Source organism: Pseudomonas sp. NPDC008258, from assembly GCF_042956345.1.
In the GTDB taxonomy this organism is placed as follows: Bacteria; Pseudomonadota; Gammaproteobacteria; order Pseudomonadales; family Pseudomonadaceae; genus Aquipseudomonas.
In genome coordinates this window covers 32,699-55,469 of the sequence record NZ_JBIBGE010000040.1, presented here as the reverse complement: position 1 = coordinate 55,469, position 22,771 = coordinate 32,699, and the positions used below count along the sequence as shown (strand labels likewise).

Annotated in this window: 21 protein-coding genes; 11 read left to right on the top strand and 10 right to left on the bottom strand. The window is 62.4% G+C overall.

All coding sequences use genetic code 11. The features are described from left to right. Positions 1-142: 142 nt before the first annotated feature. Together ACFY9W_RS25345 and ACFY9W_RS25340 are read right to left on the bottom strand one after the other, a co-directional pair. The gene (locus ACFY9W_RS25345) at positions 143-1,156 is read right to left on the bottom strand and encodes a GNAT family N-acetyltransferase (protein WP_391136378.1); all 1,014 of its coding nucleotides are present in this window, start codon (positions 1,154-1,156) and stop codon (positions 143-145) included. 63 nt (positions 1,157-1,219) lie between these two features. After that, positions 1,220-2,020 (bottom strand): substrate-binding periplasmic protein, encoded by an 801-nt coding sequence (locus ACFY9W_RS25340; protein WP_391136376.1) that lies wholly within the window; start codon positions 2,018-2,020, stop codon positions 1,220-1,222. A 183-nt stretch (positions 2,021-2,203) separates the two neighbouring features. Between ACFY9W_RS25340 and ACFY9W_RS25335 the strand changes: the two genes are divergently transcribed. Then, complete coding sequence (locus ACFY9W_RS25335; RefSeq protein WP_391136373.1) at positions 2,204-2,755, top strand: exonuclease domain-containing protein; 552 nt, start codon at positions 2,204-2,206, stop codon at positions 2,753-2,755. A gap of 75 nt (positions 2,756-2,830) precedes the next feature. Continuing rightward, the gene (locus tag ACFY9W_RS25330) at positions 2,831-3,115 is read left to right on the top strand and encodes a pyrimidine/purine nucleoside phosphorylase (RefSeq protein ID WP_003259920.1); all 285 of its coding nucleotides are present in this window, start codon (positions 2,831-2,833) and stop codon (positions 3,113-3,115) included. A gap of 55 nt (positions 3,116-3,170) precedes the next feature. Here the strand turns inward: ACFY9W_RS25330 and ACFY9W_RS25325 are convergent, their stop codons facing one another. The 5 genes from ACFY9W_RS25325 to ACFY9W_RS25305 form a co-directional block, all read right to left on the bottom strand. Then, the gene (locus ACFY9W_RS25325; RefSeq protein WP_391136369.1) at positions 3,171-4,055 is read right to left on the bottom strand and encodes a pseudouridine synthase; all 885 of its coding nucleotides are present in this window, start codon (positions 4,053-4,055) and stop codon (positions 3,171-3,173) included. A 51-nt stretch (positions 4,056-4,106) separates the two neighbouring features. Continuing rightward, positions 4,107-4,415 carry a transcriptional regulator gene (locus ACFY9W_RS25320; RefSeq protein WP_391136366.1) on the bottom strand — a complete coding sequence of 103 codons (309 nt, stop codon included), beginning with the start codon at positions 4,413-4,415 and terminating at the stop codon, positions 4,107-4,109. A gap of 65 nt (positions 4,416-4,480) precedes the next feature. Then, positions 4,481-4,912, bottom strand: a complete 432-nt coding sequence (locus ACFY9W_RS25315; protein ID WP_391136363.1) for a D-Ala-D-Ala carboxypeptidase family metallohydrolase — start codon at positions 4,910-4,912, stop codon at positions 4,481-4,483. Positions 4,913-5,000: 88 nt separating this feature from the next. Further along, complete coding sequence (locus tag ACFY9W_RS25310) at positions 5,001-5,240, bottom strand: glutaredoxin family protein (protein ID WP_391136360.1); 240 nt, start codon at positions 5,238-5,240, stop codon at positions 5,001-5,003. Positions 5,241-5,311: 71 nt separating this feature from the next. Continuing rightward, complete coding sequence (locus ACFY9W_RS25305) at positions 5,312-6,520, bottom strand: ammonium transporter (protein WP_391136357.1); 1,209 nt, start codon at positions 6,518-6,520, stop codon at positions 5,312-5,314. A gap of 312 nt (positions 6,521-6,832) precedes the next feature. Here ACFY9W_RS25305 and ACFY9W_RS25300 point away from each other — a divergent pair, with 312 nt between their 5' ends. The 8 genes from ACFY9W_RS25300 (at position 6,833) to dacB (ending at position 15,950) form a co-directional block, all read left to right on the top strand. After that, entirely contained in the window at positions 6,833-7,147 is a 315-nt protein-coding gene (locus ACFY9W_RS25300) for a DUF883 family protein (RefSeq protein ID WP_391136354.1), read from the top strand. A gap of 9 nt (positions 7,148-7,156) precedes the next feature. After that, on the top strand, positions 7,157-7,531 hold the full coding sequence (locus ACFY9W_RS25295) for a phage holin family protein (protein WP_391136352.1): 375 nt from the start codon (positions 7,157-7,159) through the stop codon (positions 7,529-7,531). After that, positions 7,528-7,857 (top strand): hypothetical protein, encoded by a 330-nt coding sequence (locus ACFY9W_RS25290; protein WP_391136349.1) that lies wholly within the window; start codon positions 7,528-7,530, stop codon positions 7,855-7,857. The genes ACFY9W_RS25295 and ACFY9W_RS25290 overlap by 4 nt, the downstream gene beginning before the upstream one ends. A 189-nt stretch (positions 7,858-8,046) precedes the next feature. Further along, complete coding sequence (locus ACFY9W_RS25285) at positions 8,047-9,378, top strand: deoxyguanosinetriphosphate triphosphohydrolase (RefSeq protein WP_391136346.1); 1,332 nt, start codon at positions 8,047-8,049, stop codon at positions 9,376-9,378. 284 nt (positions 9,379-9,662) lie between these two features. Next, positions 9,663-10,280 (top strand): response regulator, encoded by a 618-nt coding sequence (locus tag ACFY9W_RS25280; RefSeq protein WP_391136343.1) that lies wholly within the window; start codon positions 9,663-9,665, stop codon positions 10,278-10,280. Between the two features lie 8 nt (positions 10,281-10,288). Further along, positions 10,289-13,921: an ATP-binding protein gene (locus tag ACFY9W_RS25275; RefSeq protein WP_391136340.1), complete on the top strand. Its 3,633-nt coding sequence runs from the start codon at positions 10,289-10,291 to the stop codon at positions 13,919-13,921. Between the two features lie 41 nt (positions 13,922-13,962). Beyond that, the gene (locus ACFY9W_RS25270; protein ID WP_391136337.1) at positions 13,963-14,307 is read left to right on the top strand and encodes a 50S ribosome-binding protein YggL; all 345 of its coding nucleotides are present in this window, start codon (positions 13,963-13,965) and stop codon (positions 14,305-14,307) included. 185 nt (positions 14,308-14,492) lie between these two features. Continuing rightward, complete coding sequence (gene dacB / locus ACFY9W_RS25265) at positions 14,493-15,950, top strand: D-alanyl-D-alanine carboxypeptidase/D-alanyl-D-alanine-endopeptidase (protein WP_391136335.1); 1,458 nt, start codon at positions 14,493-14,495, stop codon at positions 15,948-15,950. Positions 15,951-16,106: 156 nt separating this feature from the next. On the opposite strand, the gene ACFY9W_RS25260 is transcribed toward dacB, so the two are convergent. Both ACFY9W_RS25260 and rlmKL read right to left on the bottom strand, forming a co-directional pair. After that, positions 16,107-18,497, bottom strand: coding sequence for a diguanylate cyclase (locus ACFY9W_RS25260; protein WP_391136332.1), 2,391 nt, complete (start codon positions 18,495-18,497; stop codon positions 16,107-16,109). 94 nt (positions 18,498-18,591) lie between these two features. Then, a complete protein-coding gene (gene rlmKL / locus ACFY9W_RS25255; protein ID WP_391136329.1) occupies positions 18,592-20,784 on the bottom strand; it encodes a bifunctional 23S rRNA (guanine(2069)-N(7))-methyltransferase RlmK/23S rRNA (guanine(2445)-N(2))-methyltransferase RlmL in 2,193 nt (730 codons plus the stop codon). Positions 20,785-21,345: 561 nt separating this feature from the next. Here rlmKL and rmf point away from each other — a divergent pair. Beyond that, a complete protein-coding gene (rmf, locus tag ACFY9W_RS25250; RefSeq protein WP_003248687.1) occupies positions 21,346-21,561 on the top strand; it encodes a ribosome modulation factor in 216 nt (71 codons plus the stop codon). A 96-nt stretch (positions 21,562-21,657) separates the two neighbouring features. On the opposite strand, the gene ACFY9W_RS25245 is transcribed toward rmf, so the two are convergent. Then, on the bottom strand, positions 21,658-22,683 hold the full coding sequence (locus ACFY9W_RS25245) for a quinone-dependent dihydroorotate dehydrogenase (RefSeq protein ID WP_391136326.1): 1,026 nt from the start codon (positions 22,681-22,683) through the stop codon (positions 21,658-21,660). Between the last annotated feature and the right edge of the window lie 88 nt (positions 22,684-22,771).

Sequence of the window (22,771 nt, the reverse complement as noted above, 5' to 3'; positions counted from 1 at the left end):
GGGGCGAGGTCTCCCACGGTCTGTACTGCGCTAACAGTCAGAAGCTGGCTTTGTCCCTCCTCCTCCCTTCAAGTCTAACCATACAAGCTGGCTTGTCGTGGCGACGAACCGCTGCGATGGGCCGCAAAGCGGCCCCGTGGTTTCAAGCCAGTTTGCACCGATCGAAGAACCGTTCCCGCCCCAGAATCATCAGCGCCGCCCGCTTGTGCGGGAAGTCGAACTCCTTGTCGCAATGGAAGCACTGGTCCTGCATGTAGCCGATCATCTTGCCATTGTCGGCGCGCGGCTCGGCCACTACCCGCTGGGTGCGCGGGTCATCCAGGAACAGGTAGTGCACCAGCGCCGACAGCCAGCTGGCCACCTTGTGCGGCCCGCGATGATGCTCCTCCCCCACCAGCATGTGGATGCCACGGTCGTAGTCGTCGGCCGGGTAGAACGGCGCAATGCGGTCTTCCTTGGCCCAGTACGCCTCGAAGTAGGCAAACGGCTCATCATCAAAGCAGCCGATCAACGTCAGGGTATGCGGGTCGGCTTCCAGCTTGCCCAGGTACTCGCGATGCTGCGCCAACGTGCCACCTTCCTGCCAGAACGCTTCCACCCGCGGGTTGTTCTGCCAGTGGTTGAACCGCTCCAGGTCGTGCTCGATCTCCAACGTGCGCAATGAGACCCAGCTACCCAGGCGCGCATCGAAGCGCCGATACACTTCGCCACGAGGCTTGGGTGCGCGACGCGGGTGGCGCTTGCCGTTGCTGATCTGCATCTGCTGCGGGTAAACCGTCGCCGTCGCCTCACCCAGCCAGGGCTGGGGCAATTGCCAGAACAGCGCCCTTTCACACACATACTGGCCGGGCTGCTCCCCCACCCGCAGCAAACCACTGGCCAACACCTGGGGCTGTACCTCAGGAAAGTGCCAGACCAGGCGCTGACAGGCCGTGTCGCGGGACAGCAACCAGTAGCAGGCAGCCCACAACGCCTGATAAGGCCGCTCGGGGCAAAGGCGATCAGGGTGAACGTGCAGGGTGGCGCCCGCCTCCAGGCGCACCTGGATCAACGGGCGGCCTTCAAGGGTAAGGCTTAACCAGCCGCCCCCCTCCTCGGCACTAAGGCTGCGCCAGCGTGGCGGTGACTGGGGCTGCGATGCGGCATCGAACGGCATGGGCTTGACTCACGAAAATGAAGAAAAGGCTCACTCCAAAGAACGTTGCCACGGTGCGCGAATTTAGTCCTCTGGCGCGCTGACGGTGATGCGGTATGGCTCGAAGATGCGCGCCAGCTCACCGCTGTCACGCAGGCTCTGCAGCAGGCCGGCGAACGACTGCTCGCCAATCGGCGCGCCCGGGCGCAGCAAGGCGTAGTGGTGGTAGACCTGGTCAATGCGGTTCGAAGGTGTCAGCTGCGCCCTGCTGGCCGGGTTGCGCTTCATGAAATCGCTGAGGTAGGAACGCGTGACCAAGGCGATATCGGCGCGGCCAGCCTGCACCATCAGCAGGTTGCTGTCATGGGAGTAGGTCAATGTGGCGTTGTAGGTTTTGCGCAGGTAGTCCGGGTCGGGGTTGAAGCGGGCGAACGCGTAGTGGTAGCCGTTGAACAATGCCAGGCGCTTGCCACGCAGATCATCGAAGTAATGCGGGTCGCTACCATTGGCCTGACGGGCGACGAACACTTCGGCATCCTCCAGGCCCATGTCCACGGTCTGATGGGCAATCTGCTCCCAACCCCATTGCGGGTTCTCGAAAATTGCCAGGTCGGTGCGGCCTTGCTGAAAGTCACCGAAACGCCGCTGGATGGACGTGGGCACCAGAACAAAGTGATAACCCTGCTGCAAGCGGTTGAGCGCGTCGACCAACTGTGGCAGCAGACCGGTGTCGGCCCCCTGCTCGGGGCGCACCGTATAGGGCGGGAAATGCGCTGCTCCGATCTTGACCTCGATGGCATCGGCAGCCCATGCCGGCACCGCCAGCCAATACACGGCCAGCAGCATCAGGGTGGACAGGGCCTTGAGGCCGGGTGCTGGAGTCAAGACGGACACTCATCACGGTTCATGCCTGGGTCCGCTTAAGCTAGGCGTTTTCAGGGGGCGGCACAACTGTTGAGGCCTGATCTTTATGCCACTCTTTATGCCAAAGCAGAGGGCAAAATGCCAGGGGGTGTCGTAAGCACGGAGTTTGGCTACGCTCTAGCAGGATCTGCAAGGGAGCCTGGTATGGGCCATTGGTTGGTGATCGACCTTGAAGCCACCACCGACGAGGGTGGGTGGCCGGTCACAGAGATGGAAGTCATTGAAATCGGCGCAAGCCTGGTTACCCGCGAAGGCCGCGAGGTTGACCATTTCCAGCGGTTTGTGCGGCCACGGCGGCGGCCACAGCTGACGCCGTTCTGCCGCGAGCTGACGCACATCAGCCAGGCCAGCGTGGACGGTGCTGCAGCCTTCAACGAGGTGTGGGCAGGCTTCGAGCGCTGGCTCGGCCACCACAGTGGGCAACTTCAGGCCTGGGTCAGCTGGGGCGATTACGACCGCCAGCAACTGCACCAGGAATGGCGGCAACATGGGCTCGACAGCCTGCTGCGCACGCTGCCGCACATCAACCTCAAGCAGCGCTTTGCCAAAGCCCGCCACCTGCAACGCCCCACCGGCCTGAACGGTGCCTTGCAACTGGCCGGCATGCACTTTTGCGGGCAGCAGCACAGGGCCCTGGAAGACGCGCGCAACACCGCGCGGCTGCTGCCGTTGACGCTCCCCGCCAATGGCACCTGAAAGCAGATGACGAGGCCTGTGGGCTTGGGCATACTGGCCAGCCCTTTTTTCATCCCCTCTTTTCAGGAGTCGCCCATGTTCCAGGTCAACGAGTACTTCAACGGCACCGTCAAGTCGATCGCATTCGCGGGCGAAGAAGGCCCGGCCACTGTCGGCGTGATGGCCCCGGGCGAATACGAATTCGGCACGGCCAAGCGCGAGATCATGCACGTGGTATCGGGCGCGCTGACCGTGAAGCTGCCGGGTAGCGACAACTGGGAAACCTTCAAGGCAGGCGACAAGTTCAATGTGCCGGCTGACAGCAAGTTCCAGCTGCAGGTGAAGGTCGATACCGCCTACCTGTGCGAGTATCGCGACTAAGCGTCAGGCTGGGTGCCCCCAAGGTCCAACCCTTGGGCGCACCAACACCGTTCAACTACCAGTCCAGTTGCAAGCGGCTTTCGAAATACCGCTCTTGCCCGGACAGCGGGTCCTGGAAGCGCAGGCTCTGCGCCAGCAACTTCAATGGGCGCTGGTAGTCATCTTCTTCGTTGAGCAGTTGCGGGTAGAACGGGTCATTGCAGATCCCCGCCCCTAACGCCGCCATGTGCACGCGCAACTGATGGGTCTTGCCAGTCACTGGCGACAGCCCATAGCGCCACAGCTCACCATTCTTCTCCAGCACCTCGGCCAGGGTTTCACTGTTGGCCTCGCCTTCCACTTCGTGCATGCGAAAGAACGGCTCGCCATGCACCAGGCGGCTTTTGTGAACCAGCGGAAACGCATGCTGCACCATGGCTGCGGCAATGGCCTGGTAACGCTTGTCGATACGCCTTTCCGGGAACAGCCGCTGGTAGGCACTTCGGGTATGCGGGTTGGCGGAAAACAGCACAAGCCCGGCGGTGTGCCGGTCGATGCGGTGCAACGGCACCAGATGCGGATTGTCCAGACGACGGATCAGACGGCGCAGCAAGGTGTGTTCGACGTATTCACCGGTTGGCGTCACCGGCAGGAAATGCGGCTTGTCAGCCACCACCAGGTGCTCATCCACATGCAGTATCGTCTCTTGCACCGGGATGGGGCGCTCGTTCAGCACTTCACGGAAGTAGTGCAAGCGCATGCCACGCTTATACGGCAGTTGGGCAGAAACCACCCGCCCTTCGGCGTCCAGCACCCGGCCACGGGCGAAGCGGTCCAGCCATTGGGCGCGGTCGATGGCCTTGAAATGGTCACACAGGCAATCGAGCACTGTCGCCCAGTTACCGGGGGGCAGGCACACCGTACTGGCTTGCTGGCGGGCGGGGTCGAAAGGCGCGGTCATGGCAAAGCTCGAAACGTTCACGGCCGCGCATTATCGCCCAAGCCCACGCCCTCAACCAGCCTTACCGATGGCCTCGCTGCGTTCCTTCAGCCAACGCAGCACCTGCACCGGCTCCCAGCGACCAGGGTCATAAAGGGCGTACAGCAACCCCTGGTAACCCACCACATCCAGCCCGCGGTGGTAACCGGCACGCTGGAACAGGGCCTCGATCTCGGCGAAACAGGTATTGAAGTGGACCTTGCCGAACGGGGTAAGGTCATCGGTGACCAGGCCTTCGAGGCGCAGTTCCAGCACGGCATCAGCCACCCGCTCGACGGGCATGCGGTTGACGCTGTACTTGAGTTGCTCGACGTTGAGCATGAGTTCACCTCGATACTGTATTTATATACAGCATACGAACATCCCCTTGCTGCCGTCAATGCGATTCATTGCAGCCCCGGCAGGTAGCCGGTGCCTTGGCGAACGGTCAGCACCTGGCGCCGCGGTGTGCCGCGTGTAACGGACAGGTGTACCCAGTTGTCGAATTCGAGGATCAACTGATCAAAGACGATTGAGCTGTCGATGATCTTGCGCGCAGTATCGCGGGGGCTGATTTCGATCACCGTGAAGTCTGCCGCCAGTCCTTGAACATGCTGGCTTTTCGGGGCGCCGCCGATCAGTCGGTTGACCTTCTCGCTGCGATAGCCGCTGCTGACAATGATGGGCAAGCCGAACAGCGCGCGTACCTGTTCGAGCGCACCGCACAGCAACTGCAGGTTGGCCCGGGCTTCAGGTGGTGGTGTGTTATCGAACCCGTCCCTGGCAGCAAGCTGCGAAACGGTCATTTCATCAAGGGTGAAATGCGGGGTGATCAACATGGTGAGGCTCCCGGTGACGGAATGTGGTCACCGGATGATCAGCTTGCCTGCTTCACCATGGCGCCGGGTTGCAGCTCCCCTGGAGGCACTATTGCGCGAGAAACGCCACTACCTGTTCGGCATCGAACGGCCAGTACAACTCGCCGCCATTATCACGGCGCCGCAGCACAGGAATGATCAGGCCATAACATTCGAACAGGGCCTCGTCCTCGGCAATGTCGACCAGCTCCACCAACAGGCCATGTTCGACGAAGGGCATCAGCACCGCCTCGGCCACTTCGCACAAGTGGCAGCCGAGGGTGCCGAACAGTTGGCATTCAGGCAGCATGGGGTACGTTCCGGTTTGGCAGGGAGAACCCTATTCTAGGTCCGTCCTGCCGTCCGCGCACCTGACCTGGCTCAATCCTGGCTGGTGGCGCCAATACGGTGCAGCGACAAGTCCGCGCCCTGGAACTCCTGCTCATGGCTCAAGCGCAGGCCATGCAACGCCCGGATCGTGCCATACACGGCAAAACCGCCGGCCAATGCCACCGCCACGCCCATCAGGCTGCCCAGCAGCTGGCTGACCAGACTGACGCCGCCCACGCCGCCCAGGGCAACCTGGCCGAACACGCCGCAGGCAATGCCACCCCACACGCCGCACAGGCCATGCAAGGGCCACACGCCCAATACGTCATCGATCTTCCAGCGGTTCTGTGCGGCGGTGAAGGTCCAGACAAACAGCGCACCCGCCACCAGGCCTGTAGCCAGTGCACCAATCGGATGCATCAGGTCAGAGCCCGCGCATATGGCCACCAGGCCGGCCAGCGGCCCGTTGTGCAGGAAGCCCGGGTCGTTACGCCCAGCCAGCAAGGCCGACAGGGTACCGCCGACCATGGCCATCAGCGAGTTGATCGCCACCAGGCCGCTGACGCCCTGCAGCGTCTGGGCGCTCATCACGTTGAAGCCGAACCAGCCGATAATGAGGATCCACGACCCCAACGCCAGGAAGGGAATGCTCGACGGCGCAAACGCCACCAGACGGCCATCTCGGTAGCGCCCACGGCGCGCGCCCAGCAGCAGCACCGCCGCCAACGCCAGCCAACCGCCCATGGCATGCACCACCACGGACCCGGCAAAATCGTGGAAAGGTGCGCCGAAGCGGGCCTGCAACCAGGCTTGCAGGCCAAGGTTGCCATTCCACACCACGCCCTCGAAGAACGGGTAGATGAACGCCACGATCAACGCCGTGGCACACAGTTGCGGCACGAAGCGCGCGCGCTCGGCAATGCCCCCCGAGATAATCGCCGGGATCGCCGCAGCGAACGTCAGCAGGAAGAAACATTTGACCAGTGCATAGCCATGGTCTGCCGCCAACGCTGCTGCCGGCTGGAAGAAAGTGACGCCATAGGCTATCCAGTAACCGATGAAGAAATACACCAGCGCCGAGATGGCAAAGTCGCTGAGGATCTTCGACAAGGCGTTGACCTGGTTCTTGTGGCGCACCGTGCCCACTTCGAGGAACGCGAAGCCGGCGTGCATCGCCAGCACCAGGATGGCGCCCATGAGAATGAACAGGGTGTTGGAACCGTGGACCAGGGAGTCCATAGCGCTGTGCATGTTTTCCATGAAATAGGCAGACCTGCTGAAAAGGCACCAGGACAGTTCAAGAACCTGCATCCCTGCACCGAATCGGTGCCAGCCCCCTGCCCTGTTTCGGTGAGCCGGGCGGGGCCTGCGTGGTTTTTTCTTGGGTTTGTCGTGGATTAGGTTAAGGTTTATCGGTATTCGCTGCATTGGCGCCCTGAATCGGCGCAAGGCACGACGGTGGCGCCCCGCAACGTGGCAAAGACTTAGCAAGGCCCATACCAGCACCACCACTTGAACCTTCCGCGCGTGCTATCACTCAAACCACCAACACACATCGACAGGGAGAGACCCATGGCCAGCAAATCGGCAAAGACTGCACAAGAGATATTGATGGCTGACTTCCAGGCCTTGGTGCGTGACACCGAGCGACTGCTGGCCGACACTGCCAACCTGGCAGGCGACCAGGCCGACGAATTGCGCGAACAGATTCATGACCGCCTTGCCCAGGCCCGCGAAACCCTGCAATTGACCCACGACTCCGTGCGCGACCGCGGCCAGGCGGCGCTGGGTAGCGCCGAGCAGTACGTGCAGGAAAACCCGTGGCAGGCGATTGGCATCGCGGCTGGCGTGGGCCTGTTGATCGGCCTGCTGGCCAACCGGCGCTAAGGGGTTCCCATGGAGAATGACGCCAACGGTGCCAGCGCTTCGGGCAAGCGCCTGGGGGCGGCTGCGCTGGGGCTGCTGCACAGCCATATCGAACTGTTCGGCATCGAGTTGCAGGAACAGAAGGGCCGCACCCTCAGCTTGCTGCTGTTCGCCGGCCTGGCCCTGGTGTTTGCCCTGCTACTGCTGACGGCGCTGTCCGGGCTGCTGCTGGTGCTGCTGTGGGACACCTATCGTTTGGCCGGTATCATTGGCTTGTGCGTGTTCTATGCCATTGCTGCGCTGTACTGCGGGTTGCGCCTGAAGGCAGCGGTGTTCGACGAATCGTCGCCATTCGGGGCCACCCTTGAAGAACTCGCCAAGGACCGGGAGCGCCTGTTGCCATGAGCCTGCCAGAATTGCCAAACACCCGTAACCCGCGGGAACTGCGCAAGGCATTGCTACGCCTGCGCATGGAGATGCACCGCCAGGAAATCCGCCACGAGTCGGGCCAACTGATGGAGCCTTTGCGCCGCGTGCAAGGCATGGGCAGCTCGTTGCACGAAGGGCTGGGGATCAAGCATGCGCCGCTGTGGGGGATTGGTGCCGTGGTGGCGCTGGGCTTCCTGACTGGCAAAGGCGTGCGCAGTGGCAATCTGGCACGCCTGGTACGCCTGGGCAGCAGCCTGCTGCCGCTGGTTCGCCTGTACCTGCAAGGCAACCGCCGCCCCTGAACATTTCCTGCCAACTGCAGCGGCCCAATCGCCGGCAAGCCAGCTCCCACAGGTACCCGGCACGGCTCAAGGCCCACGCAGTACCTGTGGGAGCTGGCTTGCCGGTGATTGGGCCATTGCAGGTTTACCCCTTGCACTGCCTTACCGGACACCGGAAGCTATAACCTTCGATCCACAGGAGACCGCGCCTTGGACTGGCACACCCTGCTCACCCGCGAACGCCTTGGCAAAGCCCTCTATAGCGCCGATGAACTCGGGCGCAGCCCCTTCCACAAAGACCACGACCGCATCATCTTCTCCGGCGCCTTCCGCCGCCTCGGGCGCAAGACCCAGGTGCACCCGGTATCCAGCAACGACCATATCCACACGCGCCTGACCCACTCGCTGGAAGTCAGCTGCGTGGGCCGCTCGCTGGGCATGCGCGTGGGCGAAACGCTGCGTGACAGCCTGCCAGACTGGTGCGCCCCCAGCGACCTGGGGATGATCGTGCAGTCAGCGTGCCTGGCCCACGACATCGGCAACCCGCCCTTCGGCCACTCCGGCGAAGACGCTATCCGCCACTGGTTCCAGCAGGCCGCAGGCCGTGGCTGGCTGGACGACATGAGTGACGACGAGCGCGCCGACTTCCTCAACTTCGAAGGCAATGCCCAGGGCTTTCGTGTGCTCACCCAGCTGGAGTACCACCAGTTCGACGGCGGTACGCGGCTAACGTACGCCACCCTCGGCACTTACCTGAAGTACCCCTGGAGCGCGCGGCACGCCGACGCACTGGGCTACAAGAAGCACAAGTTCGGCAGCTACCAGAGCGAACTCCCCCTGCTCGAACAGATCGCCCGCAAGCTTGGCCTGCCGCTGCTGGAAGACCAACGCTGGGCACGCCACCCGCTGGTGTACCTGATGGAGGCCGCCGATGATATCTGTTACGCGCTGATCGACCTTGAAGACGGCTTGGAAATGGAGTTGCTGGAGTACGCCGAAGTCGAAGCGCTGCTGCTCGACCTGGTCGGCGAGGACCTGCCGGAAACCTACCGCCAGCTCGGCCCACGCGATTCCCGCCGGCGCAAGCTGGCAATCCTGCGTGGCAAGGCCATCGAACACCTGACCAACGCCGCCGCCCATGCGTTCGTCGAACAGCAACAGGCCTTGCTGGCCGGGCAACTGACGGGCGACCTGGTCGAGCACATGCACGGCCCGGCCCAACGCTGCGTGCTGCAGGCCAAAGACATGGCGCGTAACAAGATCTTCCAGGACAAGCGCAAGACCCTGCACGAAATCGGTGCCTACACGACCCTGGAGATTCTGCTCAACACCTTCTGTGGTGCTGCCCTCGAACAGCATGGTGGGCGCACGCCATCGTTCAAGAGCCGCCGGGTACTGGACCTTATCGGCAACAATGCGCCGGACCCGCATGCCTCGCTGCACAGTGCCTTCCTGCGCATGATCGACTTCATCGCCGGAATGACCGACAGCTATGCCAGCGAAATGGCCCGGGAAATGACCGGGCGCTCCAGCCCGACCTGAGTGCACCGGTGCAGCCCCGCTGACTTGAGCCGGTGCTGCACCCGATATTGCAGGAAACTTCCTACATATATAGGCGGCAAGTTAAACAGAACGAATAAACACCCACAAAAAGTTACCAATCACGCTTTGACATCGCGTCAAGCACGCAATTTTCGTAGCCCGTTTTGTTTTATCTTGTAAGCCATTTCCCATAAAGGGCGAATAGCCCTTGTTCGTATGCCTGATGACTTCCAACTGCGATATGGTGCCGTTCGTCCCCCTCAACGCCCGCAGGGAAATTGAACATGCATTCCATATTTATTGTTGACGACCATCCTGTCATCCGCCTGGCCGTCCGTATGTTGCTGGAAAACCAGAATTACAAGATTGTCGGCGAATCGGACAATGGCGTGGACGCCATGCAGATGATTCGCGAAACCGCTCCCGACCTGGTCATCCTCGACATCAGCATCCCCAAGCTGGACGGGCTGGAGGTACTTTCCCGTTTCCAGGCCATGGCCCTGCCATTGAAGGTGCTGGTATTGACTGCGCAATCCCCTGCATTGTTTGCCGTGCGATGCATGCACTCGGGCGCCGCAGGCTATGTGTGCAAGCAGGAAGACCTGAGCGAACTGCTCAGCGCAATCAAGGCGGTATTGGCCGGTTACAACTACTTCCCCAGCCAGGCAATCAAGCACAACCAGTCAGCCGACAGCGACCTTAAACTCTTCCGCCTGGTAAATGACCGTGAGCTGATGGTGCTGCAACTATTTGCCCAAGGCCGCAGCAACAAGGAAATTGCCAAGGGCATGTTCCTCAGCAGCAAGACCGTGAGCACCTACAAGAAGCGCCTCATGCACAAACTTCAGGTCACTACACTGGTCGACCTGATCGACATGGCCAAACGCAACGCGCTGGCCTGAGGGTGATCATGGCGCGCCCTATCGCTCGCCTGCTGCTCGCTCTGCTGATGTTCAGCGGCGTGTCGCAGGCCACCCATCACGAGGCCTCTTCCTACACGTTACTGGCTCGTTCATCGGCCAGGCTGGCCCAGCCTGCGTTCACGGACGAACAGCGGCAATGGCTGCAAAGCCGCCAGGAACTGGTGCTGGGTACGTCGGCACCGGATTACCCGCCCTTCGACATCACCAGTGGCGGGCGCGACTATCAGGGCCTTACCGCCGAATATGCAAGCCTGATCGGCAGCGCCCTGCAACTTCCGGTGCGGGTGCTGCGTTTTTCCACCCGGCATGCGGCAGTGGAGGCGCTGCGGCAAGGAGACATCGACTTGCTCGGCAGCGCCAATGGCTATGAGGCCGTCAGCGATGGGCTGGCACTGTCGCACCCCTACGCCATCGATCAACCTGTGCTGGTCACGCGCGAGGACGAAAGCCGGCCGCTGGACACGGGCATGCGGGGGGTGCGCCTGGGCATGCTCTACCACTACCTGCCCAGGCAGGAGGTGCTCAACGCCTACCCCGAGGCCGAGCTTGTGGCCTTCGGCTCCTCCAGTGAAGGCTTGAATGCCGTGGCCTTTGGCCAAGCCGATGTGTACATCGGCGACACCATCTCCACCCACTACCAGCTCAACCGTGGCCACCTGCCGCGACTGCGCATGGCCAATTTCGCCAAGCATGAGGCCATCGGTTTCAGCTTTGCCCTGCGCCAGCAGGACACGCTGCTGATGGAGTTGGTAAATACTGTCCTGGACAGCCAGACACCTGCCATACGCACCAATATCTTCAAACGCTGGAGCGCTGGCAGCGACCTGCTGCTGTCCGACCGCAAGCTGCAACTGACAAACGCCGAGGAACAATGGCTGCAGGACCACCCGGTGATGCGCGTGGCAATCGATGACACGGCTGCGCCGCTCTCCTACTTCGATGGCTCGGGGCAGTTTCGTGGCATCACCGCCGACCTGCTGGACGTCATTCGCCTGCGTACTGGCTTGCGTTTTGAAATACAGCGTGCCAGCGGCATCGCGGACATGATCACCCGCCTCAAGGAAGGTCGCGCAGATGTCATCGCAGCACTCGCCACTGGCGGGGCGACCGAGGACAACCTGCAAATCAGCAGGCCTTACCTGGAAAGTGCCTACGTGCTGGTCAACCACAAGGACCAGAAGACACTGACCTCCCTGGAGCAACTGCAGGGTCATCGCATCGCCATTACCCGCTACAGCGACATGGATGCCATGTTGTCGTTGCACTATCCACAAGTTGGCTGGGTCGAAACCGAAAGCGCCTTCTACGCCATGGCATTGCTCAAAAGCGGTGCCGTCGATGCAGTCATCACCCCCCTGATCGACGCCATCCATGCGCTGGCCGGTAATCCCGAGCTGGTCATCCGTACCACGGTTGGCAGCGAACCTGCCCATTTCGCCATGGCCACCCGTGATTCATCACCCGCGCTGGTCTCGATCCTCGACAAAGCACTGCTGAGCATTTCGCCGGAAGAGTTGGGGGTGATCAACCACCGTTGGCGAGAATACGCCCAGCACGACGACGGCAGCTACCAAGGCTACCGCCGGCTCGCCCTGCAGGTGCTGCTGGCCACCGCCGGGCTTCTGCTGCTGGTTTTACTCTGGAACGCCCGCCTGCGCCTGCAAATTCGCCAACGCCAACGTGCCGAACGTGCATTGAACGACCAACTGGCGTTCATGCGCGCCTTGCTCAACGGCACCCCCCACCCTATGTACGTACGTGATCGTGAGGGCTGCCTGAAAAGCTGCAACTACAGCTACCTGGAAGCCGTGCAGGCCCGGTCCGAGGACGTGCTGGGCAAGCAACTCGAAAACAGCCTGTTCACCAATGCCGAGCAAACTCGCCAGATCCAGGCCGACTACGTGAAGGTAATGGCCGCAGGTTCGCCGCTGATCATGGACCGACCACTGCGGATCAAGGGCCGCGAATTGACCATCTATCACTGGATCCTGCCGTACCGCGACTCGCTGGGCGAGGTACAGGGCATCATCGGTGGCTGGATCGATATCAGTGATCGCCGCCAGCTGGTCATGGACCTGCGCCAGGCCAAGCAGCAGGCTGACGATGCCAACCGTGCCAAAAGCACGTTCCTGGCCACCATCAGCCATGAAATCCGCACCCCGATGAATGCCGTCATCGGCATGCTCGAACTGGCGGTCAAGCGCGCTGACCAGGGCCGGTTGGACCGCAGCGCACTGGAGCTGGCGCACCATTCCGCCAAAGACCTGCTGGGGCTGATCGGCGATATCCTCGACATCGTGCGTATCGAGTCCGGGCACTTGACGCTCGCCCCGGAGGCCGTCGACCTGGCGCAACTGGTAGAGTCCGCAGGGCGGATCTTCGAGGGCCAGGCGCGACAGAAAGGCCTGGCACTGGAGGTGGTCATCGAGCCGGCCGCGCACTGCACCGTTTTGCTCGACCCCCTGCGCTTCAAACAGGTGCTGTCCAACCTTATCAGCAACGCGATCAAGTTCACTGAACATGGCCAGGTGCGTATCAGCGCCGCCCTCCTGGATAACGGCGCCAACACACCCATGGTGCTGCAACTGGAAGTGCGTGACAGTGGCATCGGCATCCACGCCGACGACCTGCAGCGCCTGTTCAACCCGTTCATTCAGGCCAACCCGCACAGCCAGAACGCGCGTGCAGGTACCGGGCTGGGCCTGACCATCTGCCGCAACCTGTGTGAGATGATGGGCGGCAAGCTGACCATCAAGAGCCTCGAAGGCGTCGGCACCCGGGTACGCCTGATAATGCCGCTGCAACAGTGTGATGCCTCCGTGCAGCCAGCTGCGCTGATCGAAAAGCTCCATGTGCCCGACCCGCGGCTGAAGGTGCTGGTAATCGACGACCATCCGGCCAACCTGCAACTGATGGCGCAACAGCTTGCCTACCTGGGCCTGGAACACGCCAGCGCACGCGACGGCAAAGAGGGCCTGGCCACCTGGCGGGCCGGTGAATTCGATGTGCTGGTGCTTGATTGCAACATGCCGCACATGAGCGGTTACCAACTGGCAACTGCCGTGCGCACCGAAGAACGGCATGGCAAACGGCAACGTTGCATCATCCTTGGCTACACCGCAAACGCGCAACCAGAGGTGCGACGCAAGTGCCTGAGTGCCGGGATGGACGATTGCCTGCTCAAGCCGATCAGCCTGGGCACCCTCAGTCAACGTCTGGCTGGCATTGTCCCCCAACACCGGCAAATACCCCGGCGCAAGCTTTACCATCTGGACGGCCTGGCCGCAGTCGTCGGGCCTGACCCGGCCGACCGCCAGCGCTTCCTGCTGGCCTTGCAGCAAAGCCTGCAAGCCGACTTCGCCAGCCTGATGGCGCTGCACCCGGAGCATGACCGCGATGCCATTGTCGACCAGGCCCACAAAGTGCTCAGCGCCGCACGCATGCTGCAAGCCCCCGCACTGATGGCAGCCTGCGAAGCCCTGGAGACCAGCAGCTTGCCCCCAGCCCAGGTACGCTTGCGGCGTCAGGCACTGGCGCGGCACATGTGCCGTGTGGAGCGGGCCTTGGCCAGGGAACTGGCTACCGGCACATGCACACAGTCAGGCAGCAAGGCGTGTTAGCTGGTAGACTGCGCGGCGTTATTACCTAAGAGGATTGTTTCATGGCCACAAACCGCTCCCGTCGTCTGCGCAAGAAGCTGTGTGTCGACGAGTTTCAGGAATTGGGCTTCGAGCTGAACCTGGAATTCAAGGAAGATCTGGATGACCAGGCAATCGATGCTTTCCTCGATGCGTTCCTGGAAGATGCCATGGACGCCAACGGCCTGGACTATGTAGGCGGTGACGATTACGGCCTGGTGTGCTCGGTCAAGCGCGGCTCGGTCAGCGAAGAACAACGTGCTGCCGTTGAAGCCTGGCTCAAGGGCCGCAGCGAACTGACAAAAATCGAAGTCAGCCCGCTGCTGGACGCCTGGTACCCGGAAAAGCCGATCAACAAGGCAGAGTAATACCTGCCCGGTTTGATCGCTGAAAGGCTGCCCTTGCGGGTGGCCTTTTTTATTGGCGGTGCTTTTCCGTCGAACGTGGCGCATCGTCGCTACGCTTGGGGCATAATGCGTATTCTTTCGTCCTGGGGCCACCATCTCTTACAGCCCCAATGCCCTTTTCCCTCGCTGCAGGGTATTTTTTGATTATGATCAAAACGCTTCGTCCCTTCGTTCTTGCCGGCCTGCTGTTGCCACTTGCCTTGCCCAGCCACGCCGCCGCCGTCAATACCACCCTGCCGGCCAAAGTGCAGCAGGCCCTCAAGGCCAACAAGCTGCAGGACACAGCGCTGTCGCTGGTGATGCTGCCGCTGGACGGCCCCGGCACGCCGACCGTGTTCAATGCCGATGTTTCGGTAAACCCGGCCTCGACCATGAAACTGGTCACCACCTACGCCGCCCTCGAACTGCTCGGCCCGACCTTCCAGTGGAAGACCGAGTTCTACACCGACGGCACCCTGAGCAACGGTGTGCTCAATGGCAACCTGTACCTCAAAGGTGGTGGCGACCCGAAACTGAACATGGAAAAGCTCTGGCTGCTGATGCGTGACCTGCGTGCCAATGGCGTGCGCACCATCACCGGCGACCTGATGCTGGACCGCAGTCACTTCGTGCAGCCCAACCTGCCACAGTTCAACGATGATGGGGGCGACGAAAACAAGCCGTTCCTGGTCAAGCCCGACTCGCTGCTGGTCAACCTCAAGGCCCTGCGCTTCGTGGCCCGCAACGATGGCGGCAAGGTCACCATCGCGGTCGAGCCACCGATTGCCAGCATTCGCATCGACAACCAGGTCAAGGCCGTGGCCTCCAAGCAGTGCACAGGCGACGTGCGCTACAACCCGGTGCCTCAGGCCGATGGCATTAGCGTAACCGTCAGCGGTCAGCTGGGCGACGGCTGCAACTCGCAAACCTACCTGTCGCTGCTAGACCACCCGACCTACGCCGCCGGTGCTGTGCGCGCCATCTGGAACGAACTGGGTGGCAGCATCCAGGGTGGCGATCGCATCGAGAACGTACCCAAGAGTGCTCGCCTGCTGGCCCGCGCCTTCTCGCCAGACCTGGTTGAAGTGATCCGCGACATCAACAAATACAGCAACAACACCATGGCACAGCAGCTGTTCCTGAGCCTGGGTGCGCAGTTCCGCACCGATGCCGACGGTGACGACGCCCGTGCCGCGCAGCGTGTAGTGCGCCAGTGGCTGGCGAAGAAAGGCATTACTGCACCGCACCTGGTGATGGAAAACGGCTCTGGTCTGTCGCGTGCCGAGCGGGTCAGCACCCGCGAAATGGCCGAGATGCTGCAGGCCGCCTGGAAGAGCCCCTATGCAGCCGAGTTCATGAGCTCGATGCCGCTGGTGGGCATGGACGGCACCATGCGCAAGCGCCTGAAGCGCACGGCCATGGCCGGTGAGGGGCACATCAAGACCGGCACACTGAACACCGTGCGGGCAATTGCCGGTTTCAGCCGTGACAGCAACGGCCATACCTGGGCGGTGGCGGCAATCCTCAACGACCCGAAACCGTGGGGCGCTTCGCAGGTACTCGACCAAGTGCTGCTGGACCTGTATCGCCAGCCGAAGCTGGCCGGTAGCACAGCGGCCAACTGAGTTTACCAGCCATACACCGTCACTGTGGGAGCGGCCTTGCGTCGCGAAAGGGCTGCACAGCAGCCCCATTACTTTCAGCGTTGATGCCAAATCCTTGGGGCTGCTGTGCAGCCCTTTCGCGACGCAAGGCCGCTCCCACAACGACCGCGCCAACTATCAGGGAGACTCCCCTTCCACCCGGTCGCGCCCGGCCTGCTTGGCTGCATACACCCCCGCATCCGCCCGCAACAGCAAGGCATCGGCCCCCTCTCCCGGCCGCCACCCCGCCACACCAAAGCTTGCAGTCACCCTGCCCACGCCCTCCACCGGCACATTGCGCACCCCTTGCCACAGTTCCAGCGCCAGCAACCGTGCCTGCTCGGCATCGCTGCCCGGGCACAGCACCATGAACTCCTCCCCGCCCAGCCTGCAGAACACATCGGTACGCCGCAAGCGCTGGCCAATGCGCTGGCACAGGCTGCGCAGCACCCGGTCGCCCACGGCATGGCCAAAGCGGTCGTTGATACCTTTGAAGTGGTCAATATCGAGCATGATCACGGCCAACGCCATGCCGTCGCGCTGGGCCCGTTCCAGTTCGGCCTTGAGCCGATCCTGGAAGTAGCGACGGTTATGGATACCGGTCAGCGCGTCGGTCACCGACAGCGCCCGCAACTCCTCCTCCACGCCCTTGAGGTCGGAAATATCTGTCAGGTAGCCATGCCACAAGGTACAGCCCTGCTCCCCCACCTCCGGCGTCGCTTCGCCACGCACCCAGCGCAGGCCAGCACGTGGCAGGCACACCCGGTACTCCTCACGCCAGGGTGCCAGGTGCTCGGCCGAGTAACGCACCGACCGGCGTACGCGCTCCAGATCATCGGGGTGGATACGCTCGAACACCAGCGTGGCATCTTCGCGCAGCTGCTGCAGGTCGACTTCGTAGATGTCGTACAGGCCTTTGCTGGCATAGGGGAAGCACGAATGGCCATTGCCATCCAGACGGTACTGGTAGATACCACCGGGCACTTCGGCACTGAGCTTTTCCAGCAGCCGGTCGCGCGCTGCCAGCGCCTCGTGCACCCGTCGCCGCTCGGTGACATCGATGCAAATCGCCAGGTAGCCGACCCACAAGCCCTGTTCGTCGAGCATGGCAGTGACCAGCATGTTGGCTACCAACTGGCTGCCATCGGCGCGCAACAAGGTCCACTCCCCCGGCTCCGCGCCATGCTCCTGCACGGTTTCGGCGAACATGGCCTGGCCACCGGCAATCGGCCGACCGTAACGCAGGCTCAGTGCATGGGCGCGCAGGCTCAGTTCCTCGGGCAGCACCAGGTCTTCCAGGCGCAGCCGGTCGATGGCCTCGCTGGCCGGGTAACCGAGCATGCGCTCGGCGCCGGCATTGAAGGTGCTGACCACACCCTTGAGGTTGGTGGCGATGATGGCAACCTGAGTCGCGGCATCCAGTACGCTGCGCAGCTGGTTGTGAGTGCCTCGCAGCGACTGCTCGCTGACCCGCAACTCGGCGGTACGCTGCTCGACCAGGGCCAGTGCGCGCTGGCGCTGGCTGAACAGGTTGTAAAGCAGGGCACTGAGCAGCAGGCTGAGCAAGCCGCCCAGCAGGCCGACCGCCAGCACTGCCGAAGAGCGGTTGGCCTGCACGAAGGCCAGGCTCGGCAGGATGCTCAACTGGAAGTGATGGTCAGCCAGGTGCAACAGCTGGTTGCTGGACAGCGACAAGGGGGCGACCTGGTTCTGCGAGTCGAACAACACTTGCGGCCCTTGCGACCCGGATGGATCGACAATCCGCACTACCAGGTTGTCATCCGCCGCCACTGGCCGCCCATCGCTGACCAGTTCGCGCATGCTCAACAAGGCCACGACATAGCCCGCCGCTGCGCCATGCGGGTTGGCATCGGCAAACACGGGGGCAACCAGCAGCAGGCCACGTGCATACGAAGGAATGTCGTACAGGGGCAAGGGTTCGGACACCGCCATGCTGCCAGGCCCGAGTGCCCGGGCCAGGGCGGCCTGGGGCTCACCCTGGCCGGCAAGGTCCAGCCCATAGGGCAGCCCCGGCATTTCACCGGACTGGGTATACAGCACGGGGAAATAATGGTCGCGCAGCGGCGCAGCGCGCCACTGGCCTTGTGCATCCTGGTCACGGATTACATAGCCCGGGCCGGAATGCTCACGGGCATGCCGCTCGAACTCGGCGCGTTGCGCGGCTTCGACACGCGGCGCCCAAGCGTAGGCCAGGGTGCGTTGCAGCAACGGCCGGGCGTAACCGTCAAACTCGTGCGGGGTCACTTCATTGGAAAAACTGAAGAACCGCCGCAGCCCGTCCAGCCGCTGCTGCTGTTCATCAAAGCGCTCGGCAATACGGCTGAAACGCTCGCCGGCCAGTAACTCGAAACGTTGGCGCAATTGCTGCTTGTACAGCGTCTGCGCGGCAAGGGCCAGGGCGGCCGTCAACAGGCCGCCCAACACCAACGCCACCAGCGCCACCGCCCAGGCGGACACCGCTTCTGTGCACAGGCCAAGTAACCGCGCACGCACGCCACACTTTGACATACACCCATCTCGTCACGTCAGCGTCCTGCGGATTATCTTGCCCTGTCCTCATTTATAGCTATTGGCCATTAGCCGCGCAACGTACCTCGTCGGCTCAACGCAGTTGCAGGCGCCAGGCCCGGTGAATGCGGTTGTTACGTGCAAAGTCCGGGTCCAACGTCTGGGCAGTGATTTCCTCTACCGCGTAACGCGCCGCCAGGTGCTCATCCAGCTGGAACTTGCGGAAGTTGTTGGAGAAGTACAGCACACCACCTGGCGCCAGGCGGGCCATGGCCAGGTCCAGCAACTGTACATGGTCACGCTGCACGTCAAACACACCTTCCATGCGCTTGGAGTTGGAGAAGGTTGGCGGGTCGATGAAGATCAGGTCATAGCTGTCGCGGTTGCCTTCCAGCCAAGCCATCACATCGCCCTGCTCCAGGCGGTTGCGCTCGGAGAAACCATTGAGCGCCAGGTTACGCCGCGCCCAGTCCAGGTAGGTTTTCGACAGGTCGACACTGGTAGTGCTGCGCGCGCCACCCTTGGCCGCATGCACCGAAGCCGTGGCTGTGTAGCAGAACAGGTTGAGGAAGCGTTTGCCGGCAGCTTCACGCTGGATACGCATGCGCATCGGGCGATGGTCGAGGAACAGCCCAGTGTCGAGGTAGTCGGTAAGGTTGACCAGCAGCTTGACGCCACCTTCGTTCACCTCCTGGAAACGGCCCTCGGTAGCCTGGCGCTCGTACTGGCGCGTGCCACTCTGGCGCTCGCGGCGCTTGAGCACCACGCGCTGCGACGAAATGCCCAGTGCCTGAGGGATGGCCGCCAGCGCATCGAGCAGGCGCGATTGGGCCTTGTCCGGGTCGATCGAACGTGGCGCGGCGTACTCCTGCACATGCACCCAATCGTGGTACAGGTCGACCGCCAACGCGTACTCGGGCATGTCAGCGTCGTACAGGCGGTAGCAATCAACGTGCTCGCGGCGGGCCCACTTGCCCAGTTGCTTGAGGTTTTTCTGCAGGCGGTTGGCAAACATCTGCGCCCCTTCCGACAGGCGCGCCTGTTCAATGGCTACGGGCGCCTGCTCGCGGACTTCGGCGTTGTCAGCTTGCGCTTCGCGGCGCTCGCCAGTGACGAACTGGTCAGGCTGCACCTTGAACAACAGCAGCTTGCACGGCAAGGCGCCGTTCCAGAACGCGTACTGCTTGTGGCTACGGATGCCCATGCGCTTGCCCAGCTGCGGCGCGCCGGTGAACACCGCTGCCTCCCAGCCCATGCAGGCCTGACGCAGGCGTTCGCCGAGGTTCTGGTAGAGGTACAGCAGGCTGGCTTCGTCACCCAGGCGCTCGCCATACGGCGGGTTACTGATGACCAGGCCTTTCTGGTTCTGGTCCGGGCGAGGCTCGAAGGTGCTGACTTCACCCTGATAGATCTTCACCCACTCGCTCAGGCCAGCACGCTCGACGTTGTTGCGGCCCGGCTGGATCAGCCGCGGGTCGGCTTCGTAGCCGCGGATCCACAGTGGTGGCTTGGCCAGGCCGGCTTGTGCCCGCGCCTGCGCCTCGTCGTGCACCTTGCGCCACAGCGCCGGCACATGGCCGAGCCAGGCAGTGAACCCCCAACGCTCACGCTTGAGGTTGGGCGCGATATCGGCAGCGATCATTGCGGCTTCGACCAGGAAGGTACCCACACCGCACATCGGGTCGGCCAGTGCCCCACCTTCGGCAGCAATGCGCGGCCAGCCCGAGCGGATCAGCACCGCTGCTGCCAGGTTTTCCTTCAGGGGCGCAGCACCTTGCTGCAGGCGGTAGCCACGCTGGTGCAGGCTATGCCCGGAAAGATCGAGCGAAAGAATGGCCTCGCCACGGTCCAGGCGCAGGTGCACACGCACGTCAGGGTCGATTTTTTCCACCGACGGGCGCAGGCCTTCGCGGTTGCGCAGCTTGTCGACGATCGCATCCTTGACCTTCAGCGCACCAAAGTGGGTGTTGTCGATACCCGAGCCATGGCCACTGAACTCCACCGCCAGGGTGCCATCGGCAGCCAGGTGGTCGGCCCAATCGACTGCGTTCACACCGTCGTAGAGGTCGTCAGCGTTCTTCATGGAGAAACGCTTGAGCACCAGCAGCACCCGGTTGGCCAAGCGGGACCATACGCACAGGCGGTAGGCGGTTTCCATGTCAGCAACGCCGCGAAGGGCCGAGGTGTGCTCACGCACTTCCTCAAGGCCAAGGCCCTTGGCCTCTTCGGCAAGCAGGCCTTCAAGGCCTTTGGGGCAGGTGAGGTAGAGTTCGAAACGGTCCGACATGAGTATTCCAGAGCCTTTGGCTATTTGACTGACGGGGCGACGCATCACCCCGCGATGTTTGCCCGCATGCCTTTCCAGCAGGCATGCAGGTGGCCGTTCAAAGCACATGAGCGTGCCGTGAAAAGCCAGGCCGCCTGACCGATCCATGCCTGGCCAAGTGGCAAAGACAGCTTAGATCATCAGGCAGTACAAAAAATTCTGGCGATGCCCGGGGCGATGTGACCCTTCGTCGCATTTCAACTTATTTCTGTCATGCGCGAGCAACGCTGGCGAAATGACGTCAATGATCAGCAAACCCCGATCATAGCGGGCCAAACCTCAAACAAGGTTGAGTCGCATTTATTTACTTATCCCCTCACCCTAGGAAAGGTTACGTGCTTATGACAAATCGATCATTCACAGCGTGACTCGCATTCGTTAGAACTGGTCTCAGGCCGCTTCGCAACGAGGCGGCACCTTCAGCCCGCCACGCCGGCAGCGGGCGCAAACCGGCAGAAAGACTCTGCCCGGCCTCGGAGAGGCCGACGGGACATTACAGTCAACAAGTGAGGGCAACACCCTATGAGAAGACTTAAGCGTGATCCGTTGGAAAGAGCATATTCACGTGGCTACCAATACGGGGTCACCGGCAAATCCCGCGAACTTTGCCCCTTCAATCTTCCTTCTGTTCGCCAAGCCTGGATCAACGGCTGGCGCGAAGGTCGCGGTGATAACTGGGACGGAATGACTGGCACCGCTGGCATCCATAGACTCAACGAAAATCACGCCGTTGGCTGATCGAGGACACTGAATTCGATTTACCATGCACGCCCCATCCGGGCGGCGGGCGAAGGCCCAGGGGCCCCTTGATGGGGCCCTTTTTTTGCCTGCCGATTATACCCGTGGCATTGCAGCGATAGCGTCCACCGCTTCGCGGATCAACGCCGGCCCCTTGTAGATGAAGCCCGAATAGATCTGTACCAGGCTCGCACCGGCAGCGATCTTTTCGGCAGCATGGCGGCCTTCGGTAATGCCACCGGCGGCAATGATCGGCAATTTGCCACCCAGCTCACCCGCCAGCACCTTGACGATGTGGGTGCTCTTCTCCAGCACCGGCGCACCCGACAACCCGCCCGCCTCACCGCCATACGGCAGCCCTTCGACACCTTCACGGCCCAGTGTGGTGTTGGTAGCGATGACTGCATCCATGCCCGATTCCATCAGTGCAGCGGCTACCAGGGCGGTTTCTTCATCGCTCATGTCCGGGGCGATCTTGATCGCCAGCGGTACGCGCTTGCCATGGGTGCTTGCCAACTGCTCACGGCGCACGGCCAGGGCGTCGAGCAACTGCTTGAGCGAATCGCCGAACTGCAGGCTGCGCAGGCCGGGGGTATTCGGCGAGCTGACGTTGACGGTGATGTAGCTGGCGGCGGTGTAGACCTTGTCCAGGCAGATCAGGTAATCATCGACGGCGCGCTCCACCGGGGTATCGAAGTTCTTGCCGATATTGATGCCCAGCACGCCGTTGTAGCGCGCAGCACGCACACGGCCGAGCAGGTGATCGACGCCCAGGTTGTTGAAGCCCATGCGGTTGATGATGGCCGAGGCTTGCGGCAGGCGGAACAGCCGTGGCTTGGGGTTGCCCGGCTGCGGGCGCGGGGTGACGGTGCCGATTTCGACAAAACCGAAGCCCAGCTGGGCGAAGCCGTCGATGGCCGCGCCGTTCTTGTCCAGGCCAGCGGCCAGGCCTACCGGGTTGGCGAAGTTCAAGCCCATGACCGAAACCGGCAATGCCGCCGGCTGCTTGCACAGCACGCCGTTGAGGCCAAGGCGGCCACCGGCACCGATCAGGTCCAGGGACAGGTCATGGGAGGTTTCCGGAGAAAGCTTGAACAGCAGCTGGCGGGCCAGGGTATACATGGGCGGGCAAGGCTCGGGGTGAGTGAGGGGGCGATTATAGCCACCGTGGCGCTGGCAGGACAGCAAATCATGGGCCACTGCTGCCCTG

Bases quoted from the DNA above. Each gene is read 5' to 3' on its own strand.
- ACFY9W_RS25345 (WP_391136378.1), bottom strand. From the start codon at position 1,156: ATGCCGTTCGATGCCGCATCGCAGCCCCAGTCACCGCCACGCTGGCGC.
- ACFY9W_RS25335 (WP_391136373.1), top strand. From the start codon at position 2,204: ATGGGCCATTGGTTGGTGATCGACCTTGAAGCCACCACCGACGAGGGT.
- ACFY9W_RS25330 (WP_003259920.1), top strand. From the start codon at position 2,831: ATGTTCCAGGTCAACGAGTACTTCAACGGCACCGTCAAGTCGATCGCA.
- ACFY9W_RS25325 (WP_391136369.1), bottom strand. From the start codon at position 4,055: ATGACCGCGCCTTTCGACCCCGCCCGCCAGCAAGCCAGTACGGTGTGC.
- ACFY9W_RS25320 (WP_391136366.1), bottom strand. From the start codon at position 4,415: ATGCTCAACGTCGAGCAACTCAAGTACAGCGTCAACCGCATGCCCGTC.
- ACFY9W_RS25315 (WP_391136363.1), bottom strand. From the start codon at position 4,912: ATGTTGATCACCCCGCATTTCACCCTTGATGAAATGACCGTTTCGCAG.
- ACFY9W_RS25310 (WP_391136360.1), bottom strand. From the start codon at position 5,240: ATGCTGCCTGAATGCCAACTGTTCGGCACCCTCGGCTGCCACTTGTGC.
- ACFY9W_RS25305 (WP_391136357.1), bottom strand. From the start codon at position 6,520: ATGGAAAACATGCACAGCGCTATGGACTCCCTGGTCCACGGTTCCAAC.
- ACFY9W_RS25300 (WP_391136354.1), top strand. From the start codon at position 6,833: ATGGCCAGCAAATCGGCAAAGACTGCACAAGAGATATTGATGGCTGAC.
- ACFY9W_RS25295 (WP_391136352.1), top strand. From the start codon at position 7,157: ATGGAGAATGACGCCAACGGTGCCAGCGCTTCGGGCAAGCGCCTGGGG.
- ACFY9W_RS25290 (WP_391136349.1), top strand. From the start codon at position 7,528: ATGAGCCTGCCAGAATTGCCAAACACCCGTAACCCGCGGGAACTGCGC.
- ACFY9W_RS25280 (WP_391136343.1), top strand. From the start codon at position 9,663: ATGCATTCCATATTTATTGTTGACGACCATCCTGTCATCCGCCTGGCC.
- ACFY9W_RS25275 (WP_391136340.1), top strand. From the start codon at position 10,289: ATGGCGCGCCCTATCGCTCGCCTGCTGCTCGCTCTGCTGATGTTCAGC.
- ACFY9W_RS25270 (WP_391136337.1), top strand. From the start codon at position 13,963: ATGGCCACAAACCGCTCCCGTCGTCTGCGCAAGAAGCTGTGTGTCGAC.
- dacB (WP_391136335.1), top strand. From the start codon at position 14,493: ATGATCAAAACGCTTCGTCCCTTCGTTCTTGCCGGCCTGCTGTTGCCA.
- ACFY9W_RS25260 (WP_391136332.1), bottom strand. From the start codon at position 18,497: ATGTCAAAGTGTGGCGTGCGTGCGCGGTTACTTGGCCTGTGCACAGAA.
- rlmKL (WP_391136329.1), bottom strand. From the start codon at position 20,784: ATGTCGGACCGTTTCGAACTCTACCTCACCTGCCCCAAAGGCCTTGAA.
- rmf (WP_003248687.1), top strand. From the start codon at position 21,346: ATGAGAAGACTTAAGCGTGATCCGTTGGAAAGAGCATATTCACGTGGC.
- ACFY9W_RS25245 (WP_391136326.1), bottom strand. From the start codon at position 22,683: ATGTATACCCTGGCCCGCCAGCTGCTGTTCAAGCTTTCTCCGGAAACC.